General features: G+C 56.0%; 20 protein-coding genes. 9 read left to right on the top strand and 11 right to left on the bottom strand.

The features are described from left to right. Positions 1–65 precede the first annotated feature (65 nt). Positions 66–1,178, top strand: a complete 1,113-nt coding sequence (locus ACY1JZ_RS15460; RefSeq protein ID WP_462629959.1) for a CotH kinase family protein — start codon at positions 66–68, stop codon at positions 1,176–1,178. Here the strand turns inward: ACY1JZ_RS15460 and cysK are convergent. From cysK to ACY1JZ_RS15435, 5 genes are all read right to left on the bottom strand, one after another. After that, on the bottom strand, positions 1,154–2,071 hold the full coding sequence (gene cysK, locus ACY1JZ_RS15455) for a cysteine synthase A (protein WP_270169607.1): 918 nt from the start codon (positions 2,069–2,071) through the stop codon (positions 1,154–1,156). The genes ACY1JZ_RS15460 and cysK overlap by 25 nt on opposite strands. A 6-nt stretch (positions 2,072–2,077) precedes the next feature. Continuing rightward, positions 2,078–3,379 carry an MFS transporter gene (locus ACY1JZ_RS15450; protein WP_462629958.1) on the bottom strand — a complete coding sequence of 434 codons (1,302 nt, stop codon included), beginning with the start codon at positions 3,377–3,379 and terminating at the stop codon, positions 2,078–2,080. A gap of 117 nt (positions 3,380–3,496) precedes the next feature. Further along, on the bottom strand, positions 3,497–4,024 hold the full coding sequence (locus ACY1JZ_RS15445; protein WP_462629956.1) for a hypothetical protein: 528 nt from the start codon (positions 4,022–4,024) through the stop codon (positions 3,497–3,499). Between the two features lie 168 nt (positions 4,025–4,192). Further along, on the bottom strand, positions 4,193–4,618 hold the full coding sequence (locus ACY1JZ_RS15440; protein WP_462629955.1) for a DUF350 domain-containing protein: 426 nt from the start codon (positions 4,616–4,618) through the stop codon (positions 4,193–4,195). Between the two features lie 13 nt (positions 4,619–4,631). After that, complete coding sequence (locus ACY1JZ_RS15435) at positions 4,632–6,998, bottom strand: endonuclease MutS2 (protein WP_462629953.1); 2,367 nt, start codon at positions 6,996–6,998, stop codon at positions 4,632–4,634. A gap of 155 nt (positions 6,999–7,153) precedes the next feature. Between ACY1JZ_RS15435 and ACY1JZ_RS15430 the strand changes: the two genes are divergently transcribed. Further along, the gene (locus tag ACY1JZ_RS15430; RefSeq protein ID WP_462629952.1) at positions 7,154–7,510 is read left to right on the top strand and encodes a phage holin family protein; all 357 of its coding nucleotides are present in this window, start codon (positions 7,154–7,156) and stop codon (positions 7,508–7,510) included. 260 nt (positions 7,511–7,770) lie between these two features. Continuing rightward, entirely contained in the window at positions 7,771–8,151 is a 381-nt protein-coding gene (locus ACY1JZ_RS15425; protein ID WP_462629951.1) for a cupredoxin domain-containing protein, read from the top strand. Between the two features lie 184 nt (positions 8,152–8,335). On the opposite strand, the gene zapA is transcribed toward ACY1JZ_RS15425, so the two are convergent. The 6 genes from zapA to ACY1JZ_RS15395 all read right to left on the bottom strand — a co-directional run bounded on the left by zapA (position 8,336) and on the right by ACY1JZ_RS15395 (position 18,812). Next, positions 8,336–12,265, bottom strand: coding sequence for a cell division protein ZapA (gene zapA / locus ACY1JZ_RS15420; RefSeq protein WP_462629986.1), 3,930 nt, complete (start codon positions 12,263–12,265; stop codon positions 8,336–8,338). A gap of 176 nt (positions 12,266–12,441) precedes the next feature. After that, positions 12,442–14,883 carry a phenylalanine--tRNA ligase subunit beta gene (gene pheT / locus ACY1JZ_RS15415; protein WP_462629950.1) on the bottom strand — a complete coding sequence of 814 codons (2,442 nt, stop codon included), beginning with the start codon at positions 14,881–14,883 and terminating at the stop codon, positions 12,442–12,444. A 46-nt stretch (positions 14,884–14,929) separates the two neighbouring features. Next, entirely contained in the window at positions 14,930–15,964 is a 1,035-nt protein-coding gene (pheS, locus tag ACY1JZ_RS15410) for a phenylalanine--tRNA ligase subunit alpha (protein WP_462629949.1), read from the bottom strand. Positions 15,965–16,315: 351 nt separating this feature from the next. Continuing rightward, positions 16,316–17,185, bottom strand: a complete 870-nt coding sequence (gene hflC / locus ACY1JZ_RS15405) for a protease modulator HflC (protein ID WP_462629948.1) — start codon at positions 17,183–17,185, stop codon at positions 16,316–16,318. Then, the gene (gene hflK / locus ACY1JZ_RS15400; RefSeq protein WP_462629946.1) at positions 17,178–18,281 is read right to left on the bottom strand and encodes an FtsH protease activity modulator HflK; all 1,104 of its coding nucleotides are present in this window, start codon (positions 18,279–18,281) and stop codon (positions 17,178–17,180) included. Before hflK ends, hflC begins: the two co-directional genes overlap by 8 nt. 78 nt (positions 18,282–18,359) lie before the next feature. Further along, on the bottom strand, positions 18,360–18,812 hold the full coding sequence (locus ACY1JZ_RS15395) for a MarR family winged helix-turn-helix transcriptional regulator (protein ID WP_462629945.1): 453 nt from the start codon (positions 18,810–18,812) through the stop codon (positions 18,360–18,362). A gap of 255 nt (positions 18,813–19,067) precedes the next feature. On the opposite strand from ACY1JZ_RS15395, the gene ACY1JZ_RS15390 reads away from it, so the two are divergent. The 6 genes from ACY1JZ_RS15390 to ACY1JZ_RS15365 all read left to right on the top strand — a co-directional run bounded on the left by ACY1JZ_RS15390 (position 19,068) and on the right by ACY1JZ_RS15365 (position 25,826). After that, complete coding sequence (locus tag ACY1JZ_RS15390; protein WP_462629944.1) at positions 19,068–19,550, top strand: glutathione peroxidase; 483 nt, start codon at positions 19,068–19,070, stop codon at positions 19,548–19,550. A gap of 501 nt (positions 19,551–20,051) precedes the next feature. After that, entirely contained in the window at positions 20,052–21,695 is a 1,644-nt protein-coding gene (locus tag ACY1JZ_RS15385) for a peptide ABC transporter substrate-binding protein (RefSeq protein ID WP_462629943.1), read from the top strand. A gap of 234 nt (positions 21,696–21,929) precedes the next feature. Then, on the top strand, positions 21,930–22,868 hold the full coding sequence (locus ACY1JZ_RS15380; RefSeq protein ID WP_270172393.1) for an ABC transporter permease: 939 nt from the start codon (positions 21,930–21,932) through the stop codon (positions 22,866–22,868). After that, the gene (locus ACY1JZ_RS15375) at positions 22,868–23,785 is read left to right on the top strand and encodes an ABC transporter permease (RefSeq protein WP_270169583.1); all 918 of its coding nucleotides are present in this window, start codon (positions 22,868–22,870) and stop codon (positions 23,783–23,785) included. Before ACY1JZ_RS15380 ends, ACY1JZ_RS15375 begins: the two co-directional genes overlap by 1 nt. Positions 23,786–23,799: 14 nt before the next feature. Then, positions 23,800–24,876 (top strand): ABC transporter ATP-binding protein, encoded by a 1,077-nt coding sequence (locus ACY1JZ_RS15370; RefSeq protein ID WP_462629985.1) that lies wholly within the window; start codon positions 23,800–23,802, stop codon positions 24,874–24,876. Continuing rightward, the gene (locus ACY1JZ_RS15365) at positions 24,873–25,826 is read left to right on the top strand and encodes an ABC transporter ATP-binding protein (protein ID WP_462629942.1); all 954 of its coding nucleotides are present in this window, start codon (positions 24,873–24,875) and stop codon (positions 25,824–25,826) included. The genes ACY1JZ_RS15370 and ACY1JZ_RS15365 overlap by 4 nt, the downstream gene beginning before the upstream one ends. Positions 25,827–25,892 lie beyond the last annotated feature (66 nt).

Below are 25,892 nucleotides of genomic sequence, written 5' to 3'. Positions count from 1 at the left end.
CATTATTTCGCCCGGCCGCAAGGCGGTGGGGTAGCATTTACTAATTGCCCAGGAGGACATATGTCATGTGGTACGGCAGCCTTCCCTCGCGCAGCATCACGATTGAATCGAATCCCTTACAGATCATGGAGCAGGAGGATGTATGGAGCAAGCGCCTTATTCCGGTACGGCTTGAGATCGATGGTACACAACATGCCGCTCATATTCGCCACCGTGGAGGACATACCCGGCTTTATCCCAAAAAATCCTACGAGGTCATGCTGGACAACGGCGTCACTCTGCACTGGAATGCAGAATATGACGATCCATCCATGCTCCGCAATGCGTTATCATTCCGCTTATTTGAGATGATCGGCACGCCTGCCCCGAAGACGCGACATTGCCTGGTGGAATGGAATGGTCAGCCGCTCGGCGTATATCTGGAGATTGAGGCTGTGGATCAAGCCTTTTTCGACAAACGAGATATCGAGTGCAGATCCATCCACTATGCGATCCATGACAGCGCCAACTTCAGAGCCATCGATCCCGTCAGCCGCAAGCGCAAGCGTTCCTGGTACGACGGGTATGAATTGCAAGCAGGCGGCAAGGCTGACCGGGCACGTCTGGCTTCCTTTGTACGCAAGCTGAATCTGTGCCAAGGGCGCGAGCTTCGCCATCTTGTGCTCAAACGGGTGAATTCGGATGCTTATATCAGATGGCTTGCAGGAGCGGTGCTGACAGGCAATTATGATGGATTTGACCAAAACTATACGTTATATGAGGATCGGAAAAGCAATCGATATGCGATGATTCCGTGGGATTATGAAGGGACATGGGGAAGAAATTGCTATGGGAAGCCGTGCGACGTCGAGCTTGTTCGCATCCAGGGCTACAATCTACTGACTCAGCGCTTATTGGAGCTGCCATCCTGTCGCAAACAATATCAAAATCTACTGGCAGAGCTGATCGAAACGGTGTTCACCGAGCGCGAGCTGGAACCGCTCGTGCGCGCGATGCATGACAGCATCGCTCCGGCTATACGGGATGATGTCACACGCAAATGGTCGCATGCTGCCTTCGAGGGGGAATATAGATTCATCATGGATTACATCGCAAGCAGGCGCAGTCATATTCACACCGCGCTCAAGCAATGGCAGCGTACCCGGACCGGGCGTCAGAAGACGCCCATGCTCAAGTAACGTTCTCCGGTATCTGGCGCAATGCACAGCACGGTCTTCCCGGAGCCCAGTCTGCTAGCGACCTGCATCGCTGCCCACACAGCAGCGCCGGATGAAGGACCGAGCAGCAGACCCTCTGTGCGCGCCAATGCGCGCATCGTCTCCAATGCTGCCTCATCGGACACTTGAATGATCTCATCATAGACCGAGGTATTCAAGATCGCCGGGATAAATCCCGGACTCGTACCGACCAGCTTATGTGGTCCAGGCTGACCGCCTGACAGAACCGGCGAGCCTTGCGGCTCAACGACTGCGATATGAAGGGACGGCAGCAACGCTCGCAGCGTCTCGCCTGTCCCGGTTACCGTTCCGCCTGTACCAGCAGTCGCGATGAAGGCATCCAGCTTGCCTCCTGTCTGGCGCATAATCTCCTGTGCCGTCGTGTGGCGATGGATGTCCGGATTGGCCTGATTCTCGAACTGATTCGGAATATAGCTGCCAGGATGCTGTTCTTGCAGCTCCAGTGCCCGGCGAATCGCGCCTGGCATCCGCTGCGCTGCAGGAGTCAGCTCCACAGACGCACCGTAAGCCTGCAGCAGTCGAATGCGCTCTTGGCTCATATTATCCGGCATGACCAGGATCAGCCGATACCCCCTCGCCGCAGCATTCATCGCGAGGCCGATACCAGTGTTGCCGCTGGTCGGCTCGATGATTGTCGCGCCAGGTGCGATCAGCCCTGCTCGTTCAGCCTGCTCAATCAAGGCAAAGGCTGCACGATCCTTGACACTGCCGCTTGGATTGAAGCGCTCCAGCTTCACCAGCACCTGCGCGCCTGCCAAGCCGGGCAATCTGCTCAACGCCACAACAGGCGTATTGCCGATCAATTCAGTAATGCTCTGTACTACTCTCGCCATAAGCACTCACCCTTCAGGGACTCTCCCCCCAACATACCGTCTCAACAGCCACCAGCCTGCCAGCGGGGCGGAGCCGACGCCAAGCAGCAGCCAGGCCATGGCATGCGGCGCTGTTGTCACTGACATGACCAGCAGGTACACGCCAACGCTCAGCATTCGACCGAATACGAGGCCAAGCTCACGCAAGATGACGAACTCCTCTCTCTGTCTGGCGCTCTCCTCAGACTTCCCGATCAGATCAAATACTGTGGATGTCATAGGAATCGTATAAAGCGGCAGAAACAGCGCGGTTCCAATTCCAAACCACAGCATCGTCGTGTAGTTTATCTTCCAGACCAGTGGCACGATGACGACTATAATCATTAGCGTACCCCATAACATCGACAGTCGGCGCATATGCGGTTTCATGAGCCGCCCGATGATCCAGAAGGCAAGCAGTCCAACCAGCGACGTCCACAGCGTGAAGTCGCCCAGCTTGCGTTCGTTGGTTGTTGCAATATAGACCATCAGACCAACGAGAAACATAAATGTGCCCTCACGCATGCCCTGAGCAGTCAGCGCCAGAAACACATGACGCCAAGGCAGATGCCTGCTGCGGAGCGTGCGCCACGCATGACCCCAATCATAGCTCCCCGCTATCGGCCGCCTCTTCAGGAAGAAGCTTATGACCGCCGCAACCACAAACACCAGCAGGGATAGAGAAAAAACAATACGATAGCCAGTGTTGCCTGCAAATGCAGTAATGAGCAGTCCCGAAATCCATGGAGCCAGCATTCCTGATCCAGAGACGAGCAGCCCTGCCCAACCGTTAAAGCGGTCACGATTGTCCGGCTCCGTAATTTCAAAGTAGACCACATTATAAGCAAGCCAAAAAAAGCCTGATGCCATCCCTTGTATTACGCCCAGCAACAGCATGTAGCTTGCTGCTTGCTCGCCCAGCAATAGCACCATCAGATAAAAGATGCCTGACAGCACGATACCCGCTCGCAGGCTGTTCATCTTGTTCCGTTCCTTCACCCATTTGCCTGCCAACCAAAAGGTGATGCATGAGATGAGATAGTGACAGAGCGTGAACCATCCGATCAGCATGAAGGAGTGGCTTGTCTTCCACAGATAGACAGGTACGAATGTGCCTGACAGTGCATTGGCTACAGCGAACATCGCCTGTACCGCAAGCAGCAATGCCGCCTGCCTATCCAGTGCTCCCGGCTTTCTCCCTCTGTTCCTGTCCGCGTCCCCGTCAAGCTCGGCAGCGCTACTGCGAGCTTGCTGGAGGGGCGCTTGCCAGATTGATTTGGTGCGCTCCACACGAATTCCCTCCTGCCTGCCGTAGACTTATGCGCGCTAAGAAGCTTGCTGCACATAAGATTCCCCGAAGCTTGAGAGGACATGCTATATAGAGATTACCATTCCGGCACGGCCACGTTATTCCATCGCGCTCAGGCGGCGGGCAAAGGCATGCTGCGCCTCATAGGACAGCTTACTCCTCGTCTCGAAGCAAGACGGGCAGACGTACCACACCATCTCAACTGGATCGGGCAGCAGCGACAGCTCATCGGCCTCCAGCTTGCGCGGTACGTATCCAACATTGCTTCCCAATTGCTGTCTTCCTGTCTCGATCATATATTCCCGGCAGGACGGGCATTCCGGCAGATCATCCTGTCCATTCAGGAGCTGCTGCACATGCTCCTCCAACGCCAGAATGGCCTGATGAGGCGGTTGCTTGCTCTGCTGCTCTTCTTCATCCAGGTACGGCTCCGTCTTACTGCCAGCATCGCTGTCATCTTCTTCCTCATACTCGTCCTCGTCGCTCTCATCCTCATCCAGATTCAGCTTGAGTGTCCGGTAACCGTCCAGCTCATTGTCACAATGCGGGCAGTGCTCCTCCGGCCCTAGCTCCGGGTCCCAGACGATCTCGCTGTGACACCACGGACATACTGTAGCTTCACTCATGATTCCATCCCCTTTAACTCAAATAAATAACGCCCAGCACAATAAACAGCACCGCGAGCGCGAATAAGGTTCCCCATAAATATTTCATATCCGTACTCCTTCGCTGCGCGTCCAGCCAGCCATCCGCTCGTAACGGTAACGGACAGCCAGCCATGTTCATGCGCAATTTTAAATAATTGTAGCTCCGATCAGATAAGAAAGAGAGACCGAGATCATCATCGCGATCAAGCCGACAGCGCGATTGTCCCGTTTAATCTCATCATCAATCTTGAATACCGGTGTCAAAAATTCGAACAAAAAATAAGCGGCAAGTAAAATAGCAAAACCGAACAGCGCCCAGATCATCCCCTGATACACCGTATCATTGGCCTGGATCGAAAAGCGGAAAACGTTGCATATGCCAAAAATTTTGCCTGAGGTAGCCATTGCGACCGCCAGATTGCCGTTCTTGATTTCCGTCCAGCAGTTATAGCGTGTGACCAGCTCAAAGCAAAATAGACAGACAATGAGCGCCAGAACAGCAACCGATACGAAGGCCAGTGTGCTGGTATACGGGTTGTCAAGCAGAGAGTCCACTACACTTTCATTTCTCACGCGATGTGCCTCCTTACTTCAGCTCGGCGACGGTAACGCCTGCGCCGCCTTCACCATATTCGCCCAAACGATAGCTTTTGACGTGCCGATGCTTGCGCAAATAATCGGCAATACCGGTACGGAGCACCCCGGTTCCTTTGCCATGGATAATATAGACCCGCCCCATGTTAGACAGGAACGCTTCATCGAGGAAACGATCCACCTCAATAATCGCCTCCTCCACGTTGGCGCCGCGCAGATCCAGCTCGGTACGAACCTGGTCGTCCTTGCTGCGCTTGAGGCTAGCCGCTTGCTTCTGCTGCTGTGGCTGCGCGGGAGCAGACTTGACCAACTCCAGATCATTCAGACCGACCTTCATCTTCAATATGCCAAGCTGCACCAGTGCATCTCCGCCTGTCAGCTCGACAACATGCCCTTTCTGGTTGAGGCTGTAGACCATCACTTCATCGCCTGCTCCAATCTTCTGCGGAGCCTTGGGCTTGGCTGCACCGCCCTTGGTTCCCTGCTTGCGAAGCTGCGGCTCCGCTTCATCCAGCCGCCGTCTTGCTTCGATCAGCTTATGCTCCTTAACCGAAGCACCCTCCTCCTGTGCCAGCCTGCGCAGGTCAGAGATGATCTGCTCCGCCTCGCGCTTCGCCTTGGCGACCGCCTCTTTGGCATCCTCCTGCGCCTTAACCAGCAGCTTGTCCCGCTGCTGCTCAAACCGTTCGCGTTGCTCGTCAAACTTGCGGCGCTGCTCCTCCAGCTCCCGGCGCAGCGATTCGGCCGTGTTGCGCTCTGCCTCGGCGCTCAGACGATCCTCCTCGAGCGAAGCGATCATGCTGTCTACCCGCATATCCTCCTCGCTCACCTCTCCGCGCGCATGATCAATAATATGACGCGGCAGGCCGAGCCGTTCAGCGATCGCAAATGCATTGCTTCGTCCAGGCACACCAACCAGCAGCCGATAGGTCGGGCTGAGGGTTTGAATATCGAATTCCATACTCGCATTAATGACACCTTTGCGGTTATACGCATACGCCTTCAGCTCGCTGTAATGCGTCGTCGCCACAATGCGGCAGCCGCTGCGATGCATATGCTCCAATATGGCAATAGCAAGCGCAGAGCCCTCTGCCGGATCGGTTCCCGCCCCGAGCTCATCGAGCAGTACGAGGCTTTTGGGCGTCATTGAGCTCAGAATACGAATAATATTGGTTAAATGGCTGGAGAACGTACTGAGGCTCTGCTCAATGCTCTGCTCATCGCCGATATCTGCATAGATGGCATCGAACACACATAGCTGCGTACCGTCCTCAGCAGGGACGAACAGGCCGGACATCGCCATCAGACTGAGCAGGCCGATCGTCTTGAGCGATACCGTCTTGCCCCCCGTATTCGGGCCGGTGACAATGATCCCGCTGTATGAATTGCCCAGCTCGACGTCGAGTGGAACAACGGCCGCCGGATCGATCAGCGGATGGCGTCCGCGCTTGATCTTGAGGAAGCCGCGGTCATTCATCCGTGGCAGCGTCCCCTTCATGCCATGGGCAAAACGCGCCTTCGCGAAGGCAAAATCAAGCTGTCCGAGCAGATCCAGATCCAGCATCAGGTCCGGCTCATACTCTGCCACAACGGAGGTCAAGCGCAGCAAAATCTTCTCAATCTCCCGCGTCTCGGCCACATGCAGCTCCCGCAGCTTGTTATTCATATTCACTATCGCTTCCGGTTCAATAAACAGTGTCGCTCCCGAGCCGGACTGATCATGTACAATCCCCCCGAAGTGAGAACGGTACTCCTGCTTGACCGGGATGACATAGCGGTCATTGCGCAGTGTGATAATCGCATCCTGCAGCATCTTCTGCACAGAGGAGGAGCGAACCATCTGATCGAGCTTCTCGCGAATGCGCGATTCGCCCACCTTCAGCTCGCGGCGGATCGAGGCCAGCTCCGAGCTGGCACTGTCCATCACCTCAGCCTGGTCGTCAATACAGGCATTGATCTGCTCCTCCAGCTCTCTGGATTCACTGATCTGCTCAGCAAGATGGTTCAGCATCGGTATCGCATCATCGTCGTGAAGCGTCATAATGTGGCGCTTCACTCTTCTTGCGCCGCGCACAGTCAATGAAATCGCTGCCAGCTCAGACGGGTTCAATATGCCGCCAATCCGCGCCCGCTGCAGAGCCGGGGCGATGTCCGTCACGCCGCCGAAGGGCGCGCTTCCCTTCAGCCGATCCGCCTTGTATGCCTCATCGGTAGCCTGCAGAGAGCGCTTAACCTCTTCCAGCTCCCTGCTCGGGGACAGCGCCCGTGCAACGTTTTTGCCGAGCGCCGTTGCTGCATGGGCGGCGAGCCGATCTATAATCTTGGAATATTCCAGTGTAGTCAATATTTTATCGTTCAAAACGAGCACAACTCCTCTCTGCTATATTATAGCGGATCAACAGACAAGACGCCATGTTGAACCGCTAATCCTGTCCGAATGATTTCACGGGATCAGGGAATAGTATTAACCAAGCACAGCATTTGCACATTTCATATTAAGGAGGGAATTTCAATATGCATTTTCTAGGACATGTCGTTCGCTTTATCGTCTCTGCGCTTGTGCTGATGGTGGTTGGATTTATCGTTCCCGGCTTTAGTGTAGGCGGGTTCTGGAGCGCATTCTTCCTGGCGCTTGTCATCGCAGCGCTCGGTTGGGTTATTGAAGGCATCTTCGGCAAGAAAGTATCTCCCTTTGGCCGCGGCATCGTCGGATTCCTCTGCAGCGCACTGGTCATATGGCTTGCCCAGTTCATCGTGGGCGGCGTTGCCGTCTCTGTGCTGGGTGCCATTCTTGCTGCACTGGTCATCGGGATTATCGACCTCTTCATCCCGGTCAGTACTCCATATGAGGCAGGACGCAGACAAAAATAACCATAAGACGGCGGATACGACTGCTTGCACCAGTCTTTCCGCCGTTATGGGGTTACATACTCATCCTACACTGCATATACTTCATACTCTTCACACCCGGCTTCCATCATTTTGCCCTGCACTAGCCTGATTCCATCCGTTCAACAATTGTTCAAATTAACTTCAATAGTTTGTCACTTTGCAGTCATTCCATATTTGGGATACAATATCATCGCATGCTTGTTGAACAAGCAAATATCCGGATAAAGGGGAATGTGTAAATGAATAGAAAATTTTTGCTAGTAACGATGGCTCTGACATTGCTGCTTATCGTTGCCGCTTGTGGCGGCAAAACCGAAGCGCCTGCTGACAATACGGCGACAGGAGGTGCTGAAGCTAATGGCCAATCTCTTGTCATTCAAGCCAGCAACTACAAATTTGACCAGCAGGAGTACCGAGTGAAGAAGGGCGAGCCCGTAACGATCAGCCTCAAGAACAATTCCGGTATGCATGGCATTGAAATCTCCAATCTGGACATCAAGGTCACGCAGAACAAATCGGAGACAGTCACCATCAATGATGCTGGCCAATATGAAATTCACTGCAACATTCCATGTGGCACCGGCCACGCGGAGATGAAAGCTACATTAATCGTTGAATAAGCAGCAGACGATCAGCGAGCTCTGCAAGCCAGGTGAAGAGGCGACTCTTCTTGGCTTGTGGAGTTTTTTTATGTATAGCTTGCTGATAACATACTTGACCCTCAGACAGCAAAACAGAGCAGTTCACATGGAACTGCTCTGCCCTCCTTGCCTAGAGTAATCGTGCAAGCCTCAGGGGACACGGCTAGCTTTGCTCGATCAGCTCGATCCACTCATTATATTCCGTCTGGAGCTTCGCATACTCAATCCGCAGCTTGTCATGCTCTTCCTTGAGCAGCTCATGCTCCTGCTGAAGCGTCGATTCACGCTGCTCCTTCGACTGAAGCTCTTCCTTCAGCCGCTCCAGCTCGCCTATCCGATGCTCGCTCTCGGCTCGCGCCGATTCGGCTAACTGGCGAAGCTCCTCCATCTGCCGGGAGAACTCGGCTTCGCGCTGCTGTAGCTGCGACTCTCCATCCTGCGCCAGTTCAGCTTGCTCCAGCGCCTCTTGCAGTTGCGCCTCGAACTGACTGCGCTCCTCGGCCATCTGAGCCTCCAGTTGCTTCCGTTGATCTGCAAGCTGCTGCTCCAGGCCACTGTAGCGGTCTAGCTCTGCCTTCAGTTGTTCAAATTGCTCATGAAGCTCACGCTGCTGCTCCTTTTGCTCGTTACCCAGCTTGTAGGCCGCAGACAGTTGTTCACGCTGCTTGAACAACTGATCCTCAAGCTGCTCCAGGCGGAGCTGGTATTCCGATTCTCTGCTCTCATACTCCTGTGCTGTTTGCGTACTCTCTTCATTCCGAGCGCGCTGGCGAGCCAGATCGGCCTCAAGCTGCTCCAGCATTCCCCGCAGCTCCTCCTCCTGCTCCATCAGCTCAAGCGCGCGATGCTCGGCATCGTCACAACGCTCACGCCATTTGCTTACATCCAGCTCATATTGCTTGCGAAGCTCGACGAAGCTGCTTTGCCAGATTTCCTCAGCCTCCTTGCGCTCCGACGTTGCCGTGGCAGCGATCTGCTCGCGCTCCTGCTCCCACTGGCTTGCTGCCGCAGACAGTCTGCCATTCCACTGGCTCTCCAGCTCCTGCTTCAGGTGCTCTTGCTCTTGCATAAGCTGAGCTGCTCGCTCCTGCGCCTCTGCCAGCAGCCGCTCGCGCTCCTGCTCCCAGAACTGCTCGCGTTCCTGCTGCGCCTTCCATTGCTCCTTAACAGCACGCTGTTGCATCGCATCGGCTTCCTCTTTCAAGCGCTCCGCAAGCTGTTGCTGTTCTTTCAATGATTGCTTCCGCAGCTCCGCAAGCTCTGATTGCCAGCTCGACTCGCGCTCTGCTAGCTGCTGCTCCTGCTCCGCCGCCAGCAACTGCTTCTCTTCTTCCCATTGCAAGTGCAGTCGCTCCAGCTCCGACTGCCAGCTCGACTCGCGCTCTGCTAGCTGCTGCTCCTGCTCCGCCGCCAGCAACTGCTTCTCTTCTTCCCATTGCAGGTGCAGTCGCTCCAGCTCCGACTGCCAGCTTGATTCACGCTCTGCTAGCTGCTGCTTCTGCTCCGCCGCCAGCAACTGCTTCTCCTCTTCCCATTGCTGGTGCAGACGCTCCAGCTCCGACTGCCAGCTTGACTCGCGCTCTAGCAAATACTGATCCTGCTGCTCGACCAGTCGCAGCTTCTCCTGTTCAGCCTGGCTGCGCTGCGTCTCAAGCTGCGACTGCCAGCCCGACTCGCGCTCTGCAAGCTGTCGACTATGCTCGGCGAGCAGCTCCTGCCGCTCCTGCTCGAACTGCTGCTTGGCTCCGTCCAGCTCGGATTGCCAATATTGCTCCCATTCTTGCAGTGCAGTCTCCTTCTCCTGCTCCAGCGCCTGCTTATAAGCCTGCCATTCCTCTACACGGGCGTCAAACTCACGATTCCATTGCTCCTCCCGCTGCTGCAGCTCAAGCACATGCTGCTGCTCCAGCTCCTCGCGCTCTGCCGCCATCTTCTCTGCCAGCCGCTCAAACTCTGAACGCCAGTACTGCTCACATTCGGACAGCTCGGCTTCCTTCTGCTCCTGAAGCTGCTTGCGCTCAGCAACCCACAGTTGCTCCAACTGCTCCTGCTCCTCCAGGCGCTGCCGTTCCAGGCCAGCCTGCTGCTCCGCATGTGCTTGCACAAGCGCCTGCTCGCGCTCCGCCGCCTCCTTACGGATTCGCTCGTGCTCCTCATTCCAATGCTGTTCGAACTCGGCAAGCAGCTCCTCTTGCTCCTGTGCGAGCTGCTGCCTCTGCTCCTGCCATTGCTGCTCGCGCTCCGCAAGCTTCGCCTCCAGCTCGCGCTGCTGCTGAGCCAACTGCTCCTCATGCTCGGCAATGCGCTGCTGCCACTGCTGCTCCAGCTCCTCGCGCTGGAACGCAAAGCTCTCGCGCAACTGCTGCTCCTGGCGCTTGAGCTGCTCGCGCTCCGCAGCCCACTCGGCTTCGCGCTCGGCCAGTTGCGCAGCCGACCATTGCTGCTGCTCTGCCAGCGCCTGCTCATGCTGCTCCCGTGCGGCCTGCAGTAGCTGTTGGCCTGCTTCCAGCTCTTGCTCATACTGCTGCTGCACCGCGGCACGCTGCTCCTCATGCTCGGCCAGTTGCTGCTCCCATTGCGCATTCAGTCGCTCACGCTCGCTCGCAAATGCTGTGCGAAGTTGCTCTGCCATCGCCGCAGCCTCCGCGCGAGCTGCTTCCAGCTCCGACTCGCCGCTTGCTCTAAGCTCAGCCAGCGCAGCCACCTGCGCCTGCTCCAGCTCAGCTCGCTCCTGCTCCCATTGCTGCTGCAACTGCTCACGCTCTTGCGCCGACTGCTGCTTCCACTGTTCCGCAGCATTGTTCCAGTGCTGCTCGCGCTCTTGCAGACGCTCCAGATGAGCCGCTTGCTCTGCTTCGAGCTGCTGGCGCTCCTGCTCCCAGACTGCGCTCAGCTCAGCAAGCTCCTGCTCCCACAGACGACGCTGCTCCTCGTGCTGCTCCTGCTGTGCCGCCAGCGCCTGCGCATGGGTGCTTGCCAGCCCCGCGAGCTGCTCCTCATGACGCTCTGCCAGCGCCTGACGGCCGCGCTCCAGCTCAGCAAGCTGCTCCTCATGCTGCACAAGATCGGTGAGCCGCTGCTCTTCCTGCTCGGCCAGTTGTCCCTGCAGCTCCTCCAGCCTGCGTCCATGCTCCTGTTCCAACTCGGCGAGCCGCTGTTCCGCTTGCTGCTGCAACTGCTCGCGTTCACGCTGCCACTTCTGCTGATGCTGCTGGGCAACCGCCTGCCAGCTCTGCTCGCGCGCCTCAAGCTCGGCAGCATGCTTCGCTCCCAGCTCCTCGCGCTCACGCTCCCAGTTCTCCTGCAACGCAGCATACTCCTGCTCCAACTGCTCGCGCTGCTCCGCCCATTGCAGCGCCTGCAGCTCGCAAGCCTGCTCATGCGCCTGAACGAGCTCGGCAACAGCCCGCTCATGCTGCTGCACAGCCGCTTCAAGCTCGCGCCTCAGTGCAGCGAGCTCAGCGGCATGCAGCTCTCTGGCTGCCTCACCCTCACGCCTCAGCTCCGCCATGCGCTCCTCGTACTGCCCTGCTGCTGCCTCGCGCTGCAGCTCCAGCTCAGCTAGCTGCTCCTCATGCTGCTCCAAGTCTGCAAGCCGCTGCTCCTCATGCTCGGCAAGCCGCCGCTGCCACTGCTGCTCCAGCTCCTGGCGCTGACGCTCGAATTCTTCCAGCGCGAGCGCCTGCTTGCCGCTCCATTCCGCCTCGCTCTGCTCCAGCCTGCCGCTCCATTCCTCGCGAAGCTGATCCAGTCCCATCTGGCGCTTATTCTCTTGCTCGGCCAGCTCCTCGTTCAGACCCGCCAGCTTGCCTTGCAGCTCCTCCAGTTGAAGCGAAAGCTGCCTATTCTTGTCCTTCTCTGCGCGAAGCAGCTCCTTGTCCTCCCGCAGGCGATAGACCTCATCCGCCATATGCACTGCCGCCAGCACTGCGATACGCGGCATGTCCAGCCGCGAGTAAGCGGCTGCCAGCTTGTGCATATTCTCATCCACCAGCAGCGCCACTCGCTTCATATAATCTACACTGGAATTCCCAACTAATTTATATTGATGTCCATATATATCAACTGTAACCTTCGTGCGTTCCGCATCCATCACATATGTACCTCCTGAAATTACTAGACCTGCTTGCCCTATTTGCCATCCTGGCCCAAGGTGATGTAAGTGAAAGCATGTTGAACAGACTTTATGTCGAAGTTCTTATGAAGACGCAAAAACCATATCGAACAAGTTCCAGTGAACTAATTCGATATGGCTTTGACGGTTTCCTGCTATTTTCTCAATTCTGCTTGAAAAGATTGTTCTAATCTTTCGACGACCTTGGCATGCAGCTCGGACACTTCCTCGTCCGTCAGCGTGCGCTCTGCATGACGGTAGACGAGAGCAAGCGCCACACTCTTCTTATCTGCACCGAGCTTCTCGCCGGTATAGATGTCGAACACCTCAACTGACTCCAGCAGCTCGCCGGCTGTCTCTGCAATCGCAGCAGTCAAGCTGCCCGCATCCTGGCTGCGGTCGATGACGACGGCAATGTCGCGCGAGCTGGCAGGGAAGCGCGGCAATGCGCGATAGACGATCGACAGATCGACCTCTGCATACAGCGCCTCCAGGTTGACCTCCATGATGTAGGTATCCGCCAGATCCAGCTCCCGCTGCACATCAGGATGCAACTGACCGATATAGCCGATCACCTCTTGGCCGCGCGGCGTTGCCAGCAGCACCTCGGCACTGCGGCCCGGATGCATATGCTCCGGCGCTGCCGCCTTCAGCGTGATCTTCGCAGACAGCCCGAGCAGCTCGGCAACAGCCTCCAGCACGCCCTTCATATCATAGAAGTCCACTGCAGCCGGCTTCACATTCCATTGGGCGCGAGTGCGGCTGCCAGTCAGCAGCGCAGCCAGCTTCTGCACCTCCTGCGGTTGGCGCGTCAGTTCAGCCTCATCCGTTACAAACACGCTGCCCAGCTCGAAGATCGCTACATTATCTGTCTTGCGGTTGCGGTTGTATGCCGCAATGTCCAGCAGATTGCCGATCAGGCTTGTGCGCAGCACGCTGCGGTCCTCGCTCATCGGCATCGCCAGCCGTACCGGCACCGGATTGCCGGTCAATTGCGGCAGCAGACCGGCACGCTCTGGAGAGGTGAACGAATAGCTGATCACCTCATGCAGCCCCGCATCCGTCAGGCGGCGACGCAGCTTGCGGCGAACCGCTTGCGGTCCATTCAGCGCACCCGGCGTCGTCGCCCCTTCGATCGGCGTCGTCGGGATATTGTCATAGCCGTACAAGCGAGCCACTTCCTCGATAATATCGACATCATGGGCAAAGTCGCCGCGGCGCGAAGGCACCGTTACAATATAGCTGTCCGCAGACGGCTCCTCATAGTCCAGGTTCAGGCGGCCAAAGATCGTCTTGACCTCCAGTCCCGACAGCTCTGTGCCCAGATAGCCATTGATCCGGCTGCGCGTCACAGCAATCTGCACCGGCTCCTTATCCGGCGAACCGGCAGACACGATACCGTTCGCTACCAGTCCTTCCGCATGCTCCGCCATTAAAGCCGCGGCGCGATCCAGAGCCTCCAGCACGCGAGCAGGATCAACCTCCTTCTCGAAGCGAATGCTCGCTTCCGAGCGCAGGCCGAACTTGCGGGAGGCCTTGCGTACTGTGCCGCCATCGAAGCGAGCGGACTCCAGCAGCAGGTTCACGGTGTCGCCGGATACCTCGGTGTTGGCGCCGCCCATCACACCCGCAAGCGCGATCGCACGAGACGCGTCAGCGATGACCAGCATCTGCGGCTCCAGCTTGCGCACTTGCCCGTCCAGCGTCTCCAGCTCCTCCCCTTCGTGGGCAAGACGAACATGAATCTGACCGCCCTCTACCTTGTCCGCATCGAACGCATGCAGCGGTTGACCATATTCCAGCATGACATAATTGGTAATATCCACAACATTGTTGATCGGACGGACACCGGCTGCGATCAGCCTGTTCTGCATCCATTGCGGGGACGGAGCCACCTTGATGCCTTTAATATAACGGGCGGCATAATGCGGGCATTGCTCCGGCGCGGCGATGCTGACCGAGATATAATCTTTAGCCTCGATCGAGGCGGCTTGGACTTGATTATCCGGCAGCTTCACATCCGCTCCAGTCAGCGCAGCCATCTCATAGGCAACGCCCAGCATGCTGAGCGCATCAGAGCGATTCGGCGTCAGATCCAGATCGAGCACCTCATCATCCAGCCCGAGCACCTCCGTAATCGGAGTGCCCAGCGTCAGCCCCTCAGGCAGCACGAGGATACCCTCCTGCTGCTCCTTGGGCAGCAGCTTGTCATTGATGCCCAGCTCCTTAGCCGAGCAGATCATGCCCTGCGACTCTACTCCGCGCAGCTTGGCGCGCTTGATCGCCATGCCCCCTGGCAGCTTCGCACCAACGACGGCGACCGGGACATGCTGTCCAGCATCCACATTGCGCGCGCCACAGACGATCTGCAGCTCCTCGCCCGTGCCGACATCCACCTTGCACACGTTCAGCTTATCGGCATCCGGGTGCTTCTCCTTCGATTTCACATAGCCTACAACGACCTGAGTAACGCCCTGATTGCGGGCTTCGACTCCGTCCACCTCAATGCCGCCGCGGGTCAGCTTCTCTGCCAGCTCCTGGGCGCTGAACCCGGACACATCCACATATTGCTTCAACCATTGGTATGATACCTTCATTGGATACCCCTTCTTTCCTCTTCGCTCATATCGGTGATTTTCCGTGTCACATTCTGGCGAACTGGCTCAGGAAGCGCAGATCGTTCGTATAGAAATGACGAATATCGTCAATGCCGTATTTGAGCAGCGCGATCCGCTCTACCCCCATCCCGAAGGCGAACCCGCTCACCTCATTCGGATCATAACCGCCCATCTCCAGCACGCGCGGATGCACCATGCCGCAGCCGAGTATTTCCAGCCAGCCGCTCTGCTTGCACATCCGACAGCCGTGTCCGCCGCACTGAACGCATGTCACATCCACCTCTGCGCTTGGCTCAGTGAAGGGAAAGAAGCTCGGACGCAGGCGAATCTGCGTCTGCGGGCCGAAGATCTGCTGCACGAATTGCAGCAGTGTTCCCTTGAGATCGCTCATGCGGATATTCTTGTCAATGACCAGACCCTCGATCTGATTGAACTGGAAGGAGTGGGTCGCATCGTCATCATCGCGGCGGTACACCTTGCCCGGGCAAATAATTTTGACGGGCGTCTGGCCATTCATCGCCTTCATCGTCCGCACCTGCACCGGTGAGGTCTGTGTCCGCATCAGCAGCTCCTCTGTAATATAGAACGAGTCCTGCATATCGCGGGCCGGATGGTTCTTAGGCAGGTTCAGCGCCTCGAAGTTGTAGTAATCCGTCTCCACCTCCGGCCCTTCGGCCACCGTATAGCCCATGCCGATGAAGATGTCCTCGATCTCCTCAATAACCTTGTTCAGCGGATGCACAGCGCCAGTCTCTGGCTTCGTGCCCGGGAGTGTGACATCAATCGTCTCCTGACGCAGTCGGTTTTCGGTCTCCTGGCGAATAAACAGCTCTTGCTTCTGCTCAATTACCGCCTCGATCGCCGCGCGCACCTCATTGCCGACCTGGCCGATAATCGGACGCTCCTCATTGCTCAAGCCGCCCATCCCGCGCAGGATTTCGGTCAGCGCCCCCTTTTTGCCCAAATATTTGATCCGCAGCTCATTAAGCACACCCGGATCGGCTACCTGATTCAGCTCATCCAGCGCAGCCTGGCGCAACGCTTCCAATCGTTCCTTCATCGTGAAAGCTCCCCTTCGCATTTAAAATAAAAAAAAGCCCTTCCTCCCCCGTAAGGGACGGAAAGGCCGTGGTACCACCCTAATTCGGATTAACAGCAGGCTCGCGCAAACTGATAATCCCTCATCCGAATAACGGTTCGGCGCCGGGTTCATCTACTGAGCCGCTCCTGCCTAGGCGGAGCCGCTGTTCAACGACCTGCTCCAGAGCGAACTTCGGCAGCCTGATTTCATGAAGACACTCTCAATCTCCGGTGTCTCCTCCCTGTATGAAAGCACTGCGTACTCTTCTCTATCACAGCATTTGATTACTACATTATATGCAAAGCCTGCGCCTGATGCAAGGGGGCGCAGCTATTTGTTTCCGAGCAGAACCTGCGTATACGGCGAATCAATCGGCAGCATGATCACGGTCTCGCCCTGAATCGTCGTTACATAGCTCTCCAGCGTCCGATACAGCTTGTAGAAATTCGCATCCTTGCCATACGCGTCATTATAGATGCGCGCCGCCTCCTGCTCTCCTTCAGCAATAATCTTCTTCGCGTCGGACTCTGCCTTGGCGATCAGCTCGCGTGCCTGACGGTCGGCGTTCGAGGTGATCTTACGGGATTCCTCATCGCCCTCGGACAGATAGCCTGCCGCTATCGACTGACGGTCGGAGATCATCCGGTTATAGACGCTATCCTTGTTCTCCTCCGGCAGATCGGTGCGCTTGATTCTTACATCGACGATCTCGATGCCATAGTTTTGCCGCTCCGACATCTCGGATACCTCGCGCGTGATGTCGTCGTTCAGGTTGCCGCGCGCCGTATTTTCACTAATGATATTGCCGTATTCCACCTCGGACAGCTTCCGGCGGACGGTGTTATACACTGCATCTCCAATCCGGCCTTGAGCCGCCGTTACCGTGCGGAGCGACTGCAAAAACTTCTGCGGCTCCTTAATGCGCCATACCGTATAATTATCCACATTAATTGGCTTCTTATCCTTGGTCAGGATCGGGGTCGGGTTGCTCTCGTACACCTGCTGGTACTTCGGCAGCGAGGTCACCGTCTCAATGAACGGAATCTTCATCTTAATGCCAGGGTCCTGATGAATCTTCTTCGCTTCGCCGAACTGGAGCACAACCTTGTACTCTCCCTCATTCACGATGAACAGCGAGTTGGACAGCAGGAGCACGACGACGATCAAGCCGGCGATACCTATAATCCCTTTTTTATTCACGTGCTGTCCCTCCTTCCGCGCCTTGCTCGGCTCCTGCCGAGGTTGAAGCCTGCGGCTGGCTGGACGACGAGCTAGGTGTCTGGTTCTGTGCAGGCGGAGTTGCCGATCCCGAACGGGACGAACCAAGCAGCTCATTAAGCGGCAGATACTTTACTGTATCTCCCCCGCCATCGGTAATAATTACCTTCGCATTCGGCAAAATCTTCTCCAGCGTCTCCAGCACGAGGCGGTTGGAGGTGATGTTCGGGTTCTTCACATATTCGTTATAGACGGCGTTGAACTTGGCTACGTCACCCTGTGCGTTCACTACGCGCGAGAGCTTCTCCGCCTCCGCCTGCTCAATCAGCGCCTGCGCTTCCCCTCTTGCCTTCGGCAGGCGGTCATTCACATATTTCTGCGCCTGATTGATCTTCGTATTCTTCTCCTCACGGGCATTGGTCACCTCGCGGAATGCCTGCTGCACCGCTCCTTCAGGCGGCTCGATGTCCTGGAACTTCAAGTCGACAATATAGATGCCTGTGTTGTACTGCACCATCAACTCCTCCAGCCGCTTCTTCACATCGCCCTGAATGACGGTCTTTCCTTCTGTAATGGCATAGTCGAGATTCGTTGAGCCGATTACGGAACGAATCGCCGATACGGCAGAGTTGCGGAGAAACACCTCGGCATTCTCAATATTGTACAGATAGCTGTGCAGGTCTGATATTCTCCACTCCACAACAGCATCGGCGGACACGAGGTTCTCATCCCCCGTAATCATGAGCGCCTCCTCCTCAACCGACACATTCTGTCCGTTGCTCTCACGATAGCCAATATGCAACTGCTGGGTCAGCTTGGCCGGAACAATGACGACCTGCTGAATCGGATAAGGCAGCTTAAAATGAAGACCGGAGCTCTCCTCCGTGTGTGAATATTTCCCAAATGTCATGATTGCTGCCTGCTCCTGCTCCTGTACCGTGTAAAATGAGCTCCATCCCAGCAGCAGGGCTGCAGCAATGGCGACACCGCCCACAATCTTAGGCACCATGCCCTTAGGCAACTGTGGCTTTCCGCCCGGTTGTCTCTGATCTGTGTTTCCCCCCGAGTAAACCTCCATCACTTCACTTCCTTTCTGATCATTCTGCAATCTGCATACTTATCCATACGCAGCATTAGCCCGGACGTTTCAAAAAATTTATCCCTCCGCCTCTTCCATTTGCTCCAGCATCTCCAGCAGCTCCGCCATCTGGGTATGGATATGCTGCAGCTTCTCGGCAGATGCCCGGCTCTGCTCAAACAGGCGCAGCGGGATATTCTTCACCTGCGCCTTCAGCTCTCTGCCCTGTGGGGTCAACGCAACCAGCACGCTCCGCTCATCGGCGAGGTCCCGCTTACGGATAATCAGCTCCATCGCCTCCAGCTTCTTGAGCAGCGGGGTCAGCGTACCGGAGTCAAGATACAGTCTCGCTCCCAGCTCCTTCATCGGGATCGGGTCAACCTCCCATAGAACGACCAGTGTAATATATTGCGTATAGGTGAGCCCGAATTGTTCCAATATCGGGCGATAACGTCTCGTGATCTCCTTGGAGCATGCGTAAGTTACAAAGCATAGATGCTGCTCCAGCTTCAAAAACAGTTCATCTGTCATCTGCGCGGTCTCTCCCTTCATTCGTTATCGCTAGTCGTCACTTCCATGCCGAAGGTTAAGCCCCCGCCTGGCGAGTCGCCTGCATGGCAGGACTCCGCCTCTACCAATTATACAATTGAATTGCATGCAATCAAGCTGCAGGGGAGGGGGAATAGGAAGGTTGACATCTTTATTTTAATTTTATACAATCGAATTGTAAACAATTAATATTTCGAGCGGCCTACCATTTCGTAATTATTAAGAGGAGGAATAACAATGAGCTTCTATGATATTTCAGTCACTACGATCCGCGGCCAGGAGCAGGGCATGGACGACTACAAAGGCCAGGTGCTGCTGATCGTCAATACCGCAACCAAATGCGGGTTCGCGCCTCAATTCAAGGGTCTCCAGAAGCTGCATGATAGCTACAAGGATCAAGGCTTTCAGGTGCTAGGCTTCCCGAGCAGCCAGTTTATGAATCAGGAGCTTAGCGAAGACAGCCAGATCGCAGAGGCGTGTGAGTTGAACCACGGCGTCAGCTTCCCCTTATTCTCCAAGATTGACGTCAATGGGAAGAACGCTCATCCGCTCTTTCAGCATCTGAGCTCCGAAGCTCCGGGCGCACTCGGCATCAAGCAGATCAAATGGAACTTCACCAAGTTTCTCATCGACCGTGACGGCCGTGTCGTCAAGCGCTTTGCCCCAACTGATACGCCGGAAAGCATCGAGAAGCATGTTCGGCAATTGTTGGAGCAGTAATTCTAGCTTCCATTTTAAACAATCGATTTCATAATTTAAATATTTTATATATTTAGACTAAATTTCGACATTTTTTGCGGAGTTTCTGTATTATACTGATAGATATTCAACGATCAAGTCGGAACATACGGCTCAGGACATAGAGGAAACGGGTGAGAGTTTATGGCGCCCCTCCTCTTTTTCTCATGCCCACTTTATGTCATATAAATTAACATTTTATTTCCCTGATTACCAAATTTATTGAATTATATTTTTTAGATGCTATAATATGAGTTATCAAATGGATAAATTGCAATATGGTGGGTATTTTATGCAAGAGTTGAGGGGGAATCGATAGCGACAGAGGTCACTTTGTTAAATATAGTGACATATATATTACATTGAATACAATATACATTTTGATAACGAAAGCAGCTCATCTAATCAGTCGGTCGAACCACGACGCCATTCCGCCGTCTTCTTTTTATCCATTTGAATCCATGAAGATACGGGAGGAATACGATGAGAACAAAATGGTCCATCCTTTTAGCTGTTGTTCTAACAGCGAGCATGCTGCTGTCAGCATGCAGCAAGCCTGATTCGCCTGCCAGCACGGATGCCCCAAGAGGAGACGATAACGCGCCTGCCGCAGTGGCCGAGATGCGTATCAATCTGCACTCCGAGCCGCCAGCGCTTCATCCAGGGCTGGCGAGCGACAACGTGTCCGGCGGTGTGCTGAACCAGACCTTTGAGGGACTGACCCGCATCGGCAGAGACGGCAGCCCTGAACCGGCGGCCGCTGAGAAGATCGATATTTCGGAGGATCAGAAGGTCTATACCTTCACATTGCGCGATGCGCTCTGGAGCAATGGCGACCCGGTTACAGCCCATGATTTCGAATATGCCTGGAAATGGGTGCTCGATCCTAATAATGAGTCCAAATATGCCTACCAGCTCTATTACATACAAGGGGCCGAGGAAGCAAATAGCAGCGGTTCGATGGATAATGTTCGGATTAAGGTCTTAAATGACAAAACACTGGAGGTCGAGCTGGTTAACCCGACCCCCTATTTTCTGGAGCTGACGAGCTTTTACACCTATTTTCCAATCAACAGCAAGATCGCGGCCGAGCAGCCGAAGTGGGCTGAGAACGCCGGTGATGCGTATACCTCGAACGGCCCGTTCGTTCTGACAGAATGGCAGCATAGCAGTAAGCTGCTGCTCAAGAAGAACGACAACTATTGGGACAAAAATACGGTGAAGCTGGATCAGATTGTGATGACGATCGTCAATGACGAGAGCACCGCCCTCGCTATGTATGAGAGTAATGAACTGGACTGGGCAGGCAAGCCGATTGATTCTCTGCCGACCGACACTCTGTCCTCACTGCGCGAGGCTGGCGTATTGAACGCTCAAGCTTCTGCAGGAACGTATTTCTACAATCTCAACATCAATGAACCCCCACTCGACAATACCAACCTACGCAAAGCGCTGGCTTACGCGATAAATCGCCAGTCGCTGATTGACAATGTGTCGCAAGGCGGCGAGCTGCCGGCTATGGCCTTTGTACCTCCTACTATCTTTGAAGACAACACCGCAGGCTATTTCGCAGATAATGCTGTAGACCAGGCCAAGCAATATTTGGAGCTGGCACTGAAAGAACTGGGTTATGCAAGCGCAGCAGAACTGCCAACATTGACCCTCTCCTACAACACGAGCGAAGGTCATCAGAAGATTGCCCAGGCGATCCAGGATATGTGGATCAATAATCTGGGCATTGATGTCACTCTGGACAATTCCGAATGGAAGGTCTATATCGAGAAGCTTCAAACCCGCGATTATCAGATCGGACGGCTGGGCTGGGTCGCTGACTTCAATGATGCGGTCAATTTCCTGGAGACGCTGCGCGACCATGACGGCGGCAACAACAATACCGGCTGGGAGAACGAGGAATACAAGAAGCTGCTGCAGCAATCGGCGATGGAGTCGGATGCCGCGAAGCGGCGCCAGCTTCTCAAGAGCGCAGAGGAGATTCTGATGGATGAGATGCCGATTATCCCGATCTATTTCTATTCCAATACCTGGCTGCAAAAGGATTATGTCCATGACGTATTCATCGACGGCCTGTCCAACATTCATTTCAAATGGGCCTATATTGATAAGTAAGCGGGTTAATTAGCGCCTCGACCAGGCTACTCCCGCTGCCTGAAGGCCATCACAACCCAAGGGCTGACCTTGGGTGCATCAACCAACTGGCACGCCGATCCGCCACAGGCTGCGGCGGATCGGCTCCTAAGGCGCCGCTGCAGCCGCCTGCGATAAGCTCGCACGACTTAACACACCGGATCGATCTATCCGGCTGTTCACTCCATTCAACCAACAGGAGGTGCCCCCTTTGTGATGCTATACTATCTCGCCAAGCGTGTGGGCTATATTTTACTGTCGCTATGGCTTATTGTGACAGCGACCTTCTTCCTGATGCGCATTGCGCCCGGCAATCCATTCACCTCAGAGAAGAAGCTGCCAGCTCAGATCGAGCAAAATCTGATGGCGCATTACGGACTGGACAAGCCCTGGTACGCGCAGTACGGGGATTACCTGCTGAATATTGCGAAGTGGGATTTCGGTCCATCCTTCAAGTATAAAAGCCAGACCGTCAATGACCTGATTGCCGATGGCTTCGGGGTGTCGCTTGTGCTCGGCATGGAGGCGATCTTCATCAGCCTGGCTGTCGGCGTGACGCTCGGTGTCATCGCTGCGCTGAAGCATAATCGCTGGCAGGATTACGGAGCGATGGTGCTGGCAGTCGCCGGCATCTCTGTACCTTCTTTCATTATGGCGACCTTCCTGCAGTACGTCTTCGCTATTCAGCTTGGCCTATTCCCTGTCGCCCGTTGGGAGTCGTTCGTGTATACGATCTTGCCTGCGCTCGCGCTCGCTTCGACGCCGACCGCCTTCATCGCCCGCCTCACGCGCTCCAGCATGCTGGAGGTGCTGGGCAATGACTATATCAAGACCGCCAAGGCCAAAGGACTGAGCAACTGGACGATCACTATGCGCCATACGATTCGCAACGCGATTCTCCCTGTTGTCTCCTATATGGGTCCGCTGAGCGCCTCGATTATTACAGGAAGCTTCGTCATTGAGAAGATATTCGGCATTCCCGGACTCGGCTCCAGCTTCGTGACGAGCATCAGCAACCGCGACTATACCGTCATCATGGGCGTCACCGTCTTCTACAGCATCTTGCTGCTGCTGTGCATCTTGCTCGTTGACATCGCTTACATGCTGATTGATCCGCGGATCAAGCTGACTGCTCGGAAGGGAGGCGCTGGCTGATGCAACCAACGATGAAGGACAGGCTCCAGCTTGTCGGTGTACAGTCTGCACAGGCGGACAATGTATCCCGCGCTAGCATGCCCTACTGGAAGGAGGTGCTGCGGCGCTTCTGCGGCAATGCACTGGCTGTCACAGGAACCGTGCTGCTGCTGCTGATGGTGATCATGGCCATCTTCGGCCCGCATATGACCGATCATGATTATCGGACGAACAATCTGGCAAGCAAAAATCTCGCCCCTTCCGCTGAGCACTGGTTCGGCACTGATGATCTGGGGCGCGATGTATTCACCCGCACCTGGGAGGGCGCGCGCATCTCGCTGCTGATCGGCGTCTCCGCCGCGCTGATCGATCTGGCGATCGGTGTCATGTGGGGCGGTATCGCCGCCTATCGAGGCGGACGCACCGATGAGATTATGATGCGGTTCGCGGACGTCATCTACGGCATTCCCTATCTGCTGATGGTCATCCTGCTGATGGTTGTGCTCGGTCAGGGTCTGGGAACGATGATCCTCGCCATGACCATCACCGGCTGGATCAATATGGCGCGTATCGTGCGCGGTCAGGTGCTGTCGCTCAAGAACCGCGAATATGTCCTTGCAGCACGGACGCTGGGAGCCAGCATGCCGCATATTATGCGCAAGCATCTCATCCCGAACACGATCGGCCCGATTCTGGTCACGATGACGCTCACCGTGCCGACTGCGATCTTCGTGGAAGCCTTCCTGAGCTATCTCGGGCTGGGACTGACGCCCCCGCTGGCCAGTTGGGGCACGATGGCCTCCGATGGCTTGCCGGCTCTGCGCTTCTACCCGTGGCGGCTGTTCTTCCCGGCATTTTTCATCTGTGTGACGATCTTCGCCTTCAATGTTATCGGTGATGGTCTGCGCGATGCGCTGGACCCGAAATTGCGCAAATAAGGAGTCGAGTAATGATGAGAAGCAAACTGCTAGAAGTATCCGACCTGAGTGTAACGTTCCGTACCTATGCCGGAGAAGTACAGGCTGTACGCGGCATTTCCTTCGAGGTATATGAGGGAGAGACCCTCGCTGTGGTAGGAGAATCCGGCTCCGGCAAGAGCGTCTGCGCACAGGCGATCATGAAGCTCATCCCCTCTCCGCCCGGCCGCATCAGCGGGGGACGCATCACACTCGGCGCCACCGAGCTGACAGCTATGACCGATAAACAGATGGAGAGTGTCCGCGGCAGCGACATCGGCATGATCTTCCAGGACCCGATGACCTCGCTTAACCCGACGATGAGGATCGGCAAGCAGATTGCGGAGACGCTGATCCGACATCAGAAGCTGTCTCCCAGTGCTGCGCGCTCACGTGTGCTGGAGCTGCTGAAGCTGGTCGGCATCCCTTTCCCTGAGAAGCGGATTAATCAGTATGCCCATGAATTCTCGGGCGGCATGCGCCAGCGGGCGATGATTGCGATGGCGCTCGCCGCCAAGCCGCGGCTGTTGATCGCCGATGAGCCGACGACGGCGCTCGATGTGACGATTCAGGCGCAAATACTGGAGCTGATGAAGGATCTGCAGAGCCGCTTCGGCATGTCGATCATCCTGATCACCCATGATCTGGGCGTGGTTGCCAATATGGCGGATCGGGTAGCGGTCATGTATGCCGGGCAGATCGTCGAGATCGGCACAGTGGATGAGATCTTCTACGACCCCCGTCACCCATACACCTGGGGGCTGCTCGCCTCCATGCCCCATCTCGATCAGGATGATGAGAGCGAGCTGCTGGACATTCCTGGCACGCCACCTGATCTGGCTCACCCGCCAGCGGGTGACGCCTTCGCGCCGCGCAATCGGTACGCGCTGAAGATTGACTTTGAAGAGGAGCCGCCGATGTTTCGAATATCCGATACGCACTATGCGAAGACATGGCTGCTCCATCCTGATGCGCCCAAGGTGGAGCCGCCAGCGGTGGTCATGCAGCGGAGGCGCCAGCTAGAGAACGCCTACGCCAAGCCGGTCTCGGTGAAGGGGGGCATGGACAGGTGAAGGAGAAGCTAGTTGAGGTCATGGATCTCAAGCAGCACTTTCGGCTGGATAAGCAGCAAGTGATCAAGGCGGTAGACGGCATCAGCTTCACGATCTACCGCGGGGAGACACTCGGACTTGTCGGGGAATCCGGCTGCGGCAAATCAACGACCGGGCGCGCCATCATCCGGCTCTATGAGGCGACCGGCGGACAGGTATGGTTCGATGGGGTGGATGTCCATGCTCGCAAAAGCCGTCGCGAGCTCAAGCAGTTGAACCGCCGCATGCAGATGATCTTCCAGGACCCGTATGCGTCGCTGAATCCCCGCATGACTGTCGCGGATATTATCGCTGAGGGCCTTGACATTCATGAGCTGGCCTCCTCGCGCGGGGAGCGCATGGACAAGGTCATCGAGCTGCTGGATCAGGTCGGATTGCATCGCGACTTCGCCCGCCGCTATCCGCATGAGGCCTCTGGCGGTCAGCGCCAGCGGATCGGCATCGCGCGCGCTCTCGCTGTCGGGCCTGAATTCATCATTGCCGACGAGCCGATCTCAGCGCTCGATGTGTCGATTCAAGCACAGATCGTCAATCTGATGAAGAAGCTACAGCGCGACAATGATCTGACCTATCTGTTCATCGCCCATGATCTCTCGATGGTCAAATATATTAGCGACCGGATCGGTGTCATGTACTTCGGCAAGCTGGTCGAGCTGGCTCCTGCCGATGAGCTGTATCGCAATCCGCTGCATCCGTATACACGGTCGCTGCTGTCCGCGATTCCACTGCCCGACCCCGAGTCCGAGCGTACTCGCCGCCGCGAGGTGTACGATCCGACCACGCACCGTTATACCGCGCTAGAGCAGCCATCGATGCATGAGGTCACGCCCGGCCACTTCGTCTACTGCTCCGAGAGAGAGCTGGAGGAGCTGCTGGCTGGCCGACAGGTCATAGCTGGCGGAGCCGGTTGACTTCACCGGCATAAGCCGCTCCACGCCTCCAGGCCTCAAGTATCGCTTAGTCTCTATAGACGCACA

The sequence above is a fragment of the Paenibacillus sp. J5 genome (assembly GCF_054955055.1).
This window is presented reverse-complemented; position numbering and strand designations above follow the sequence as displayed.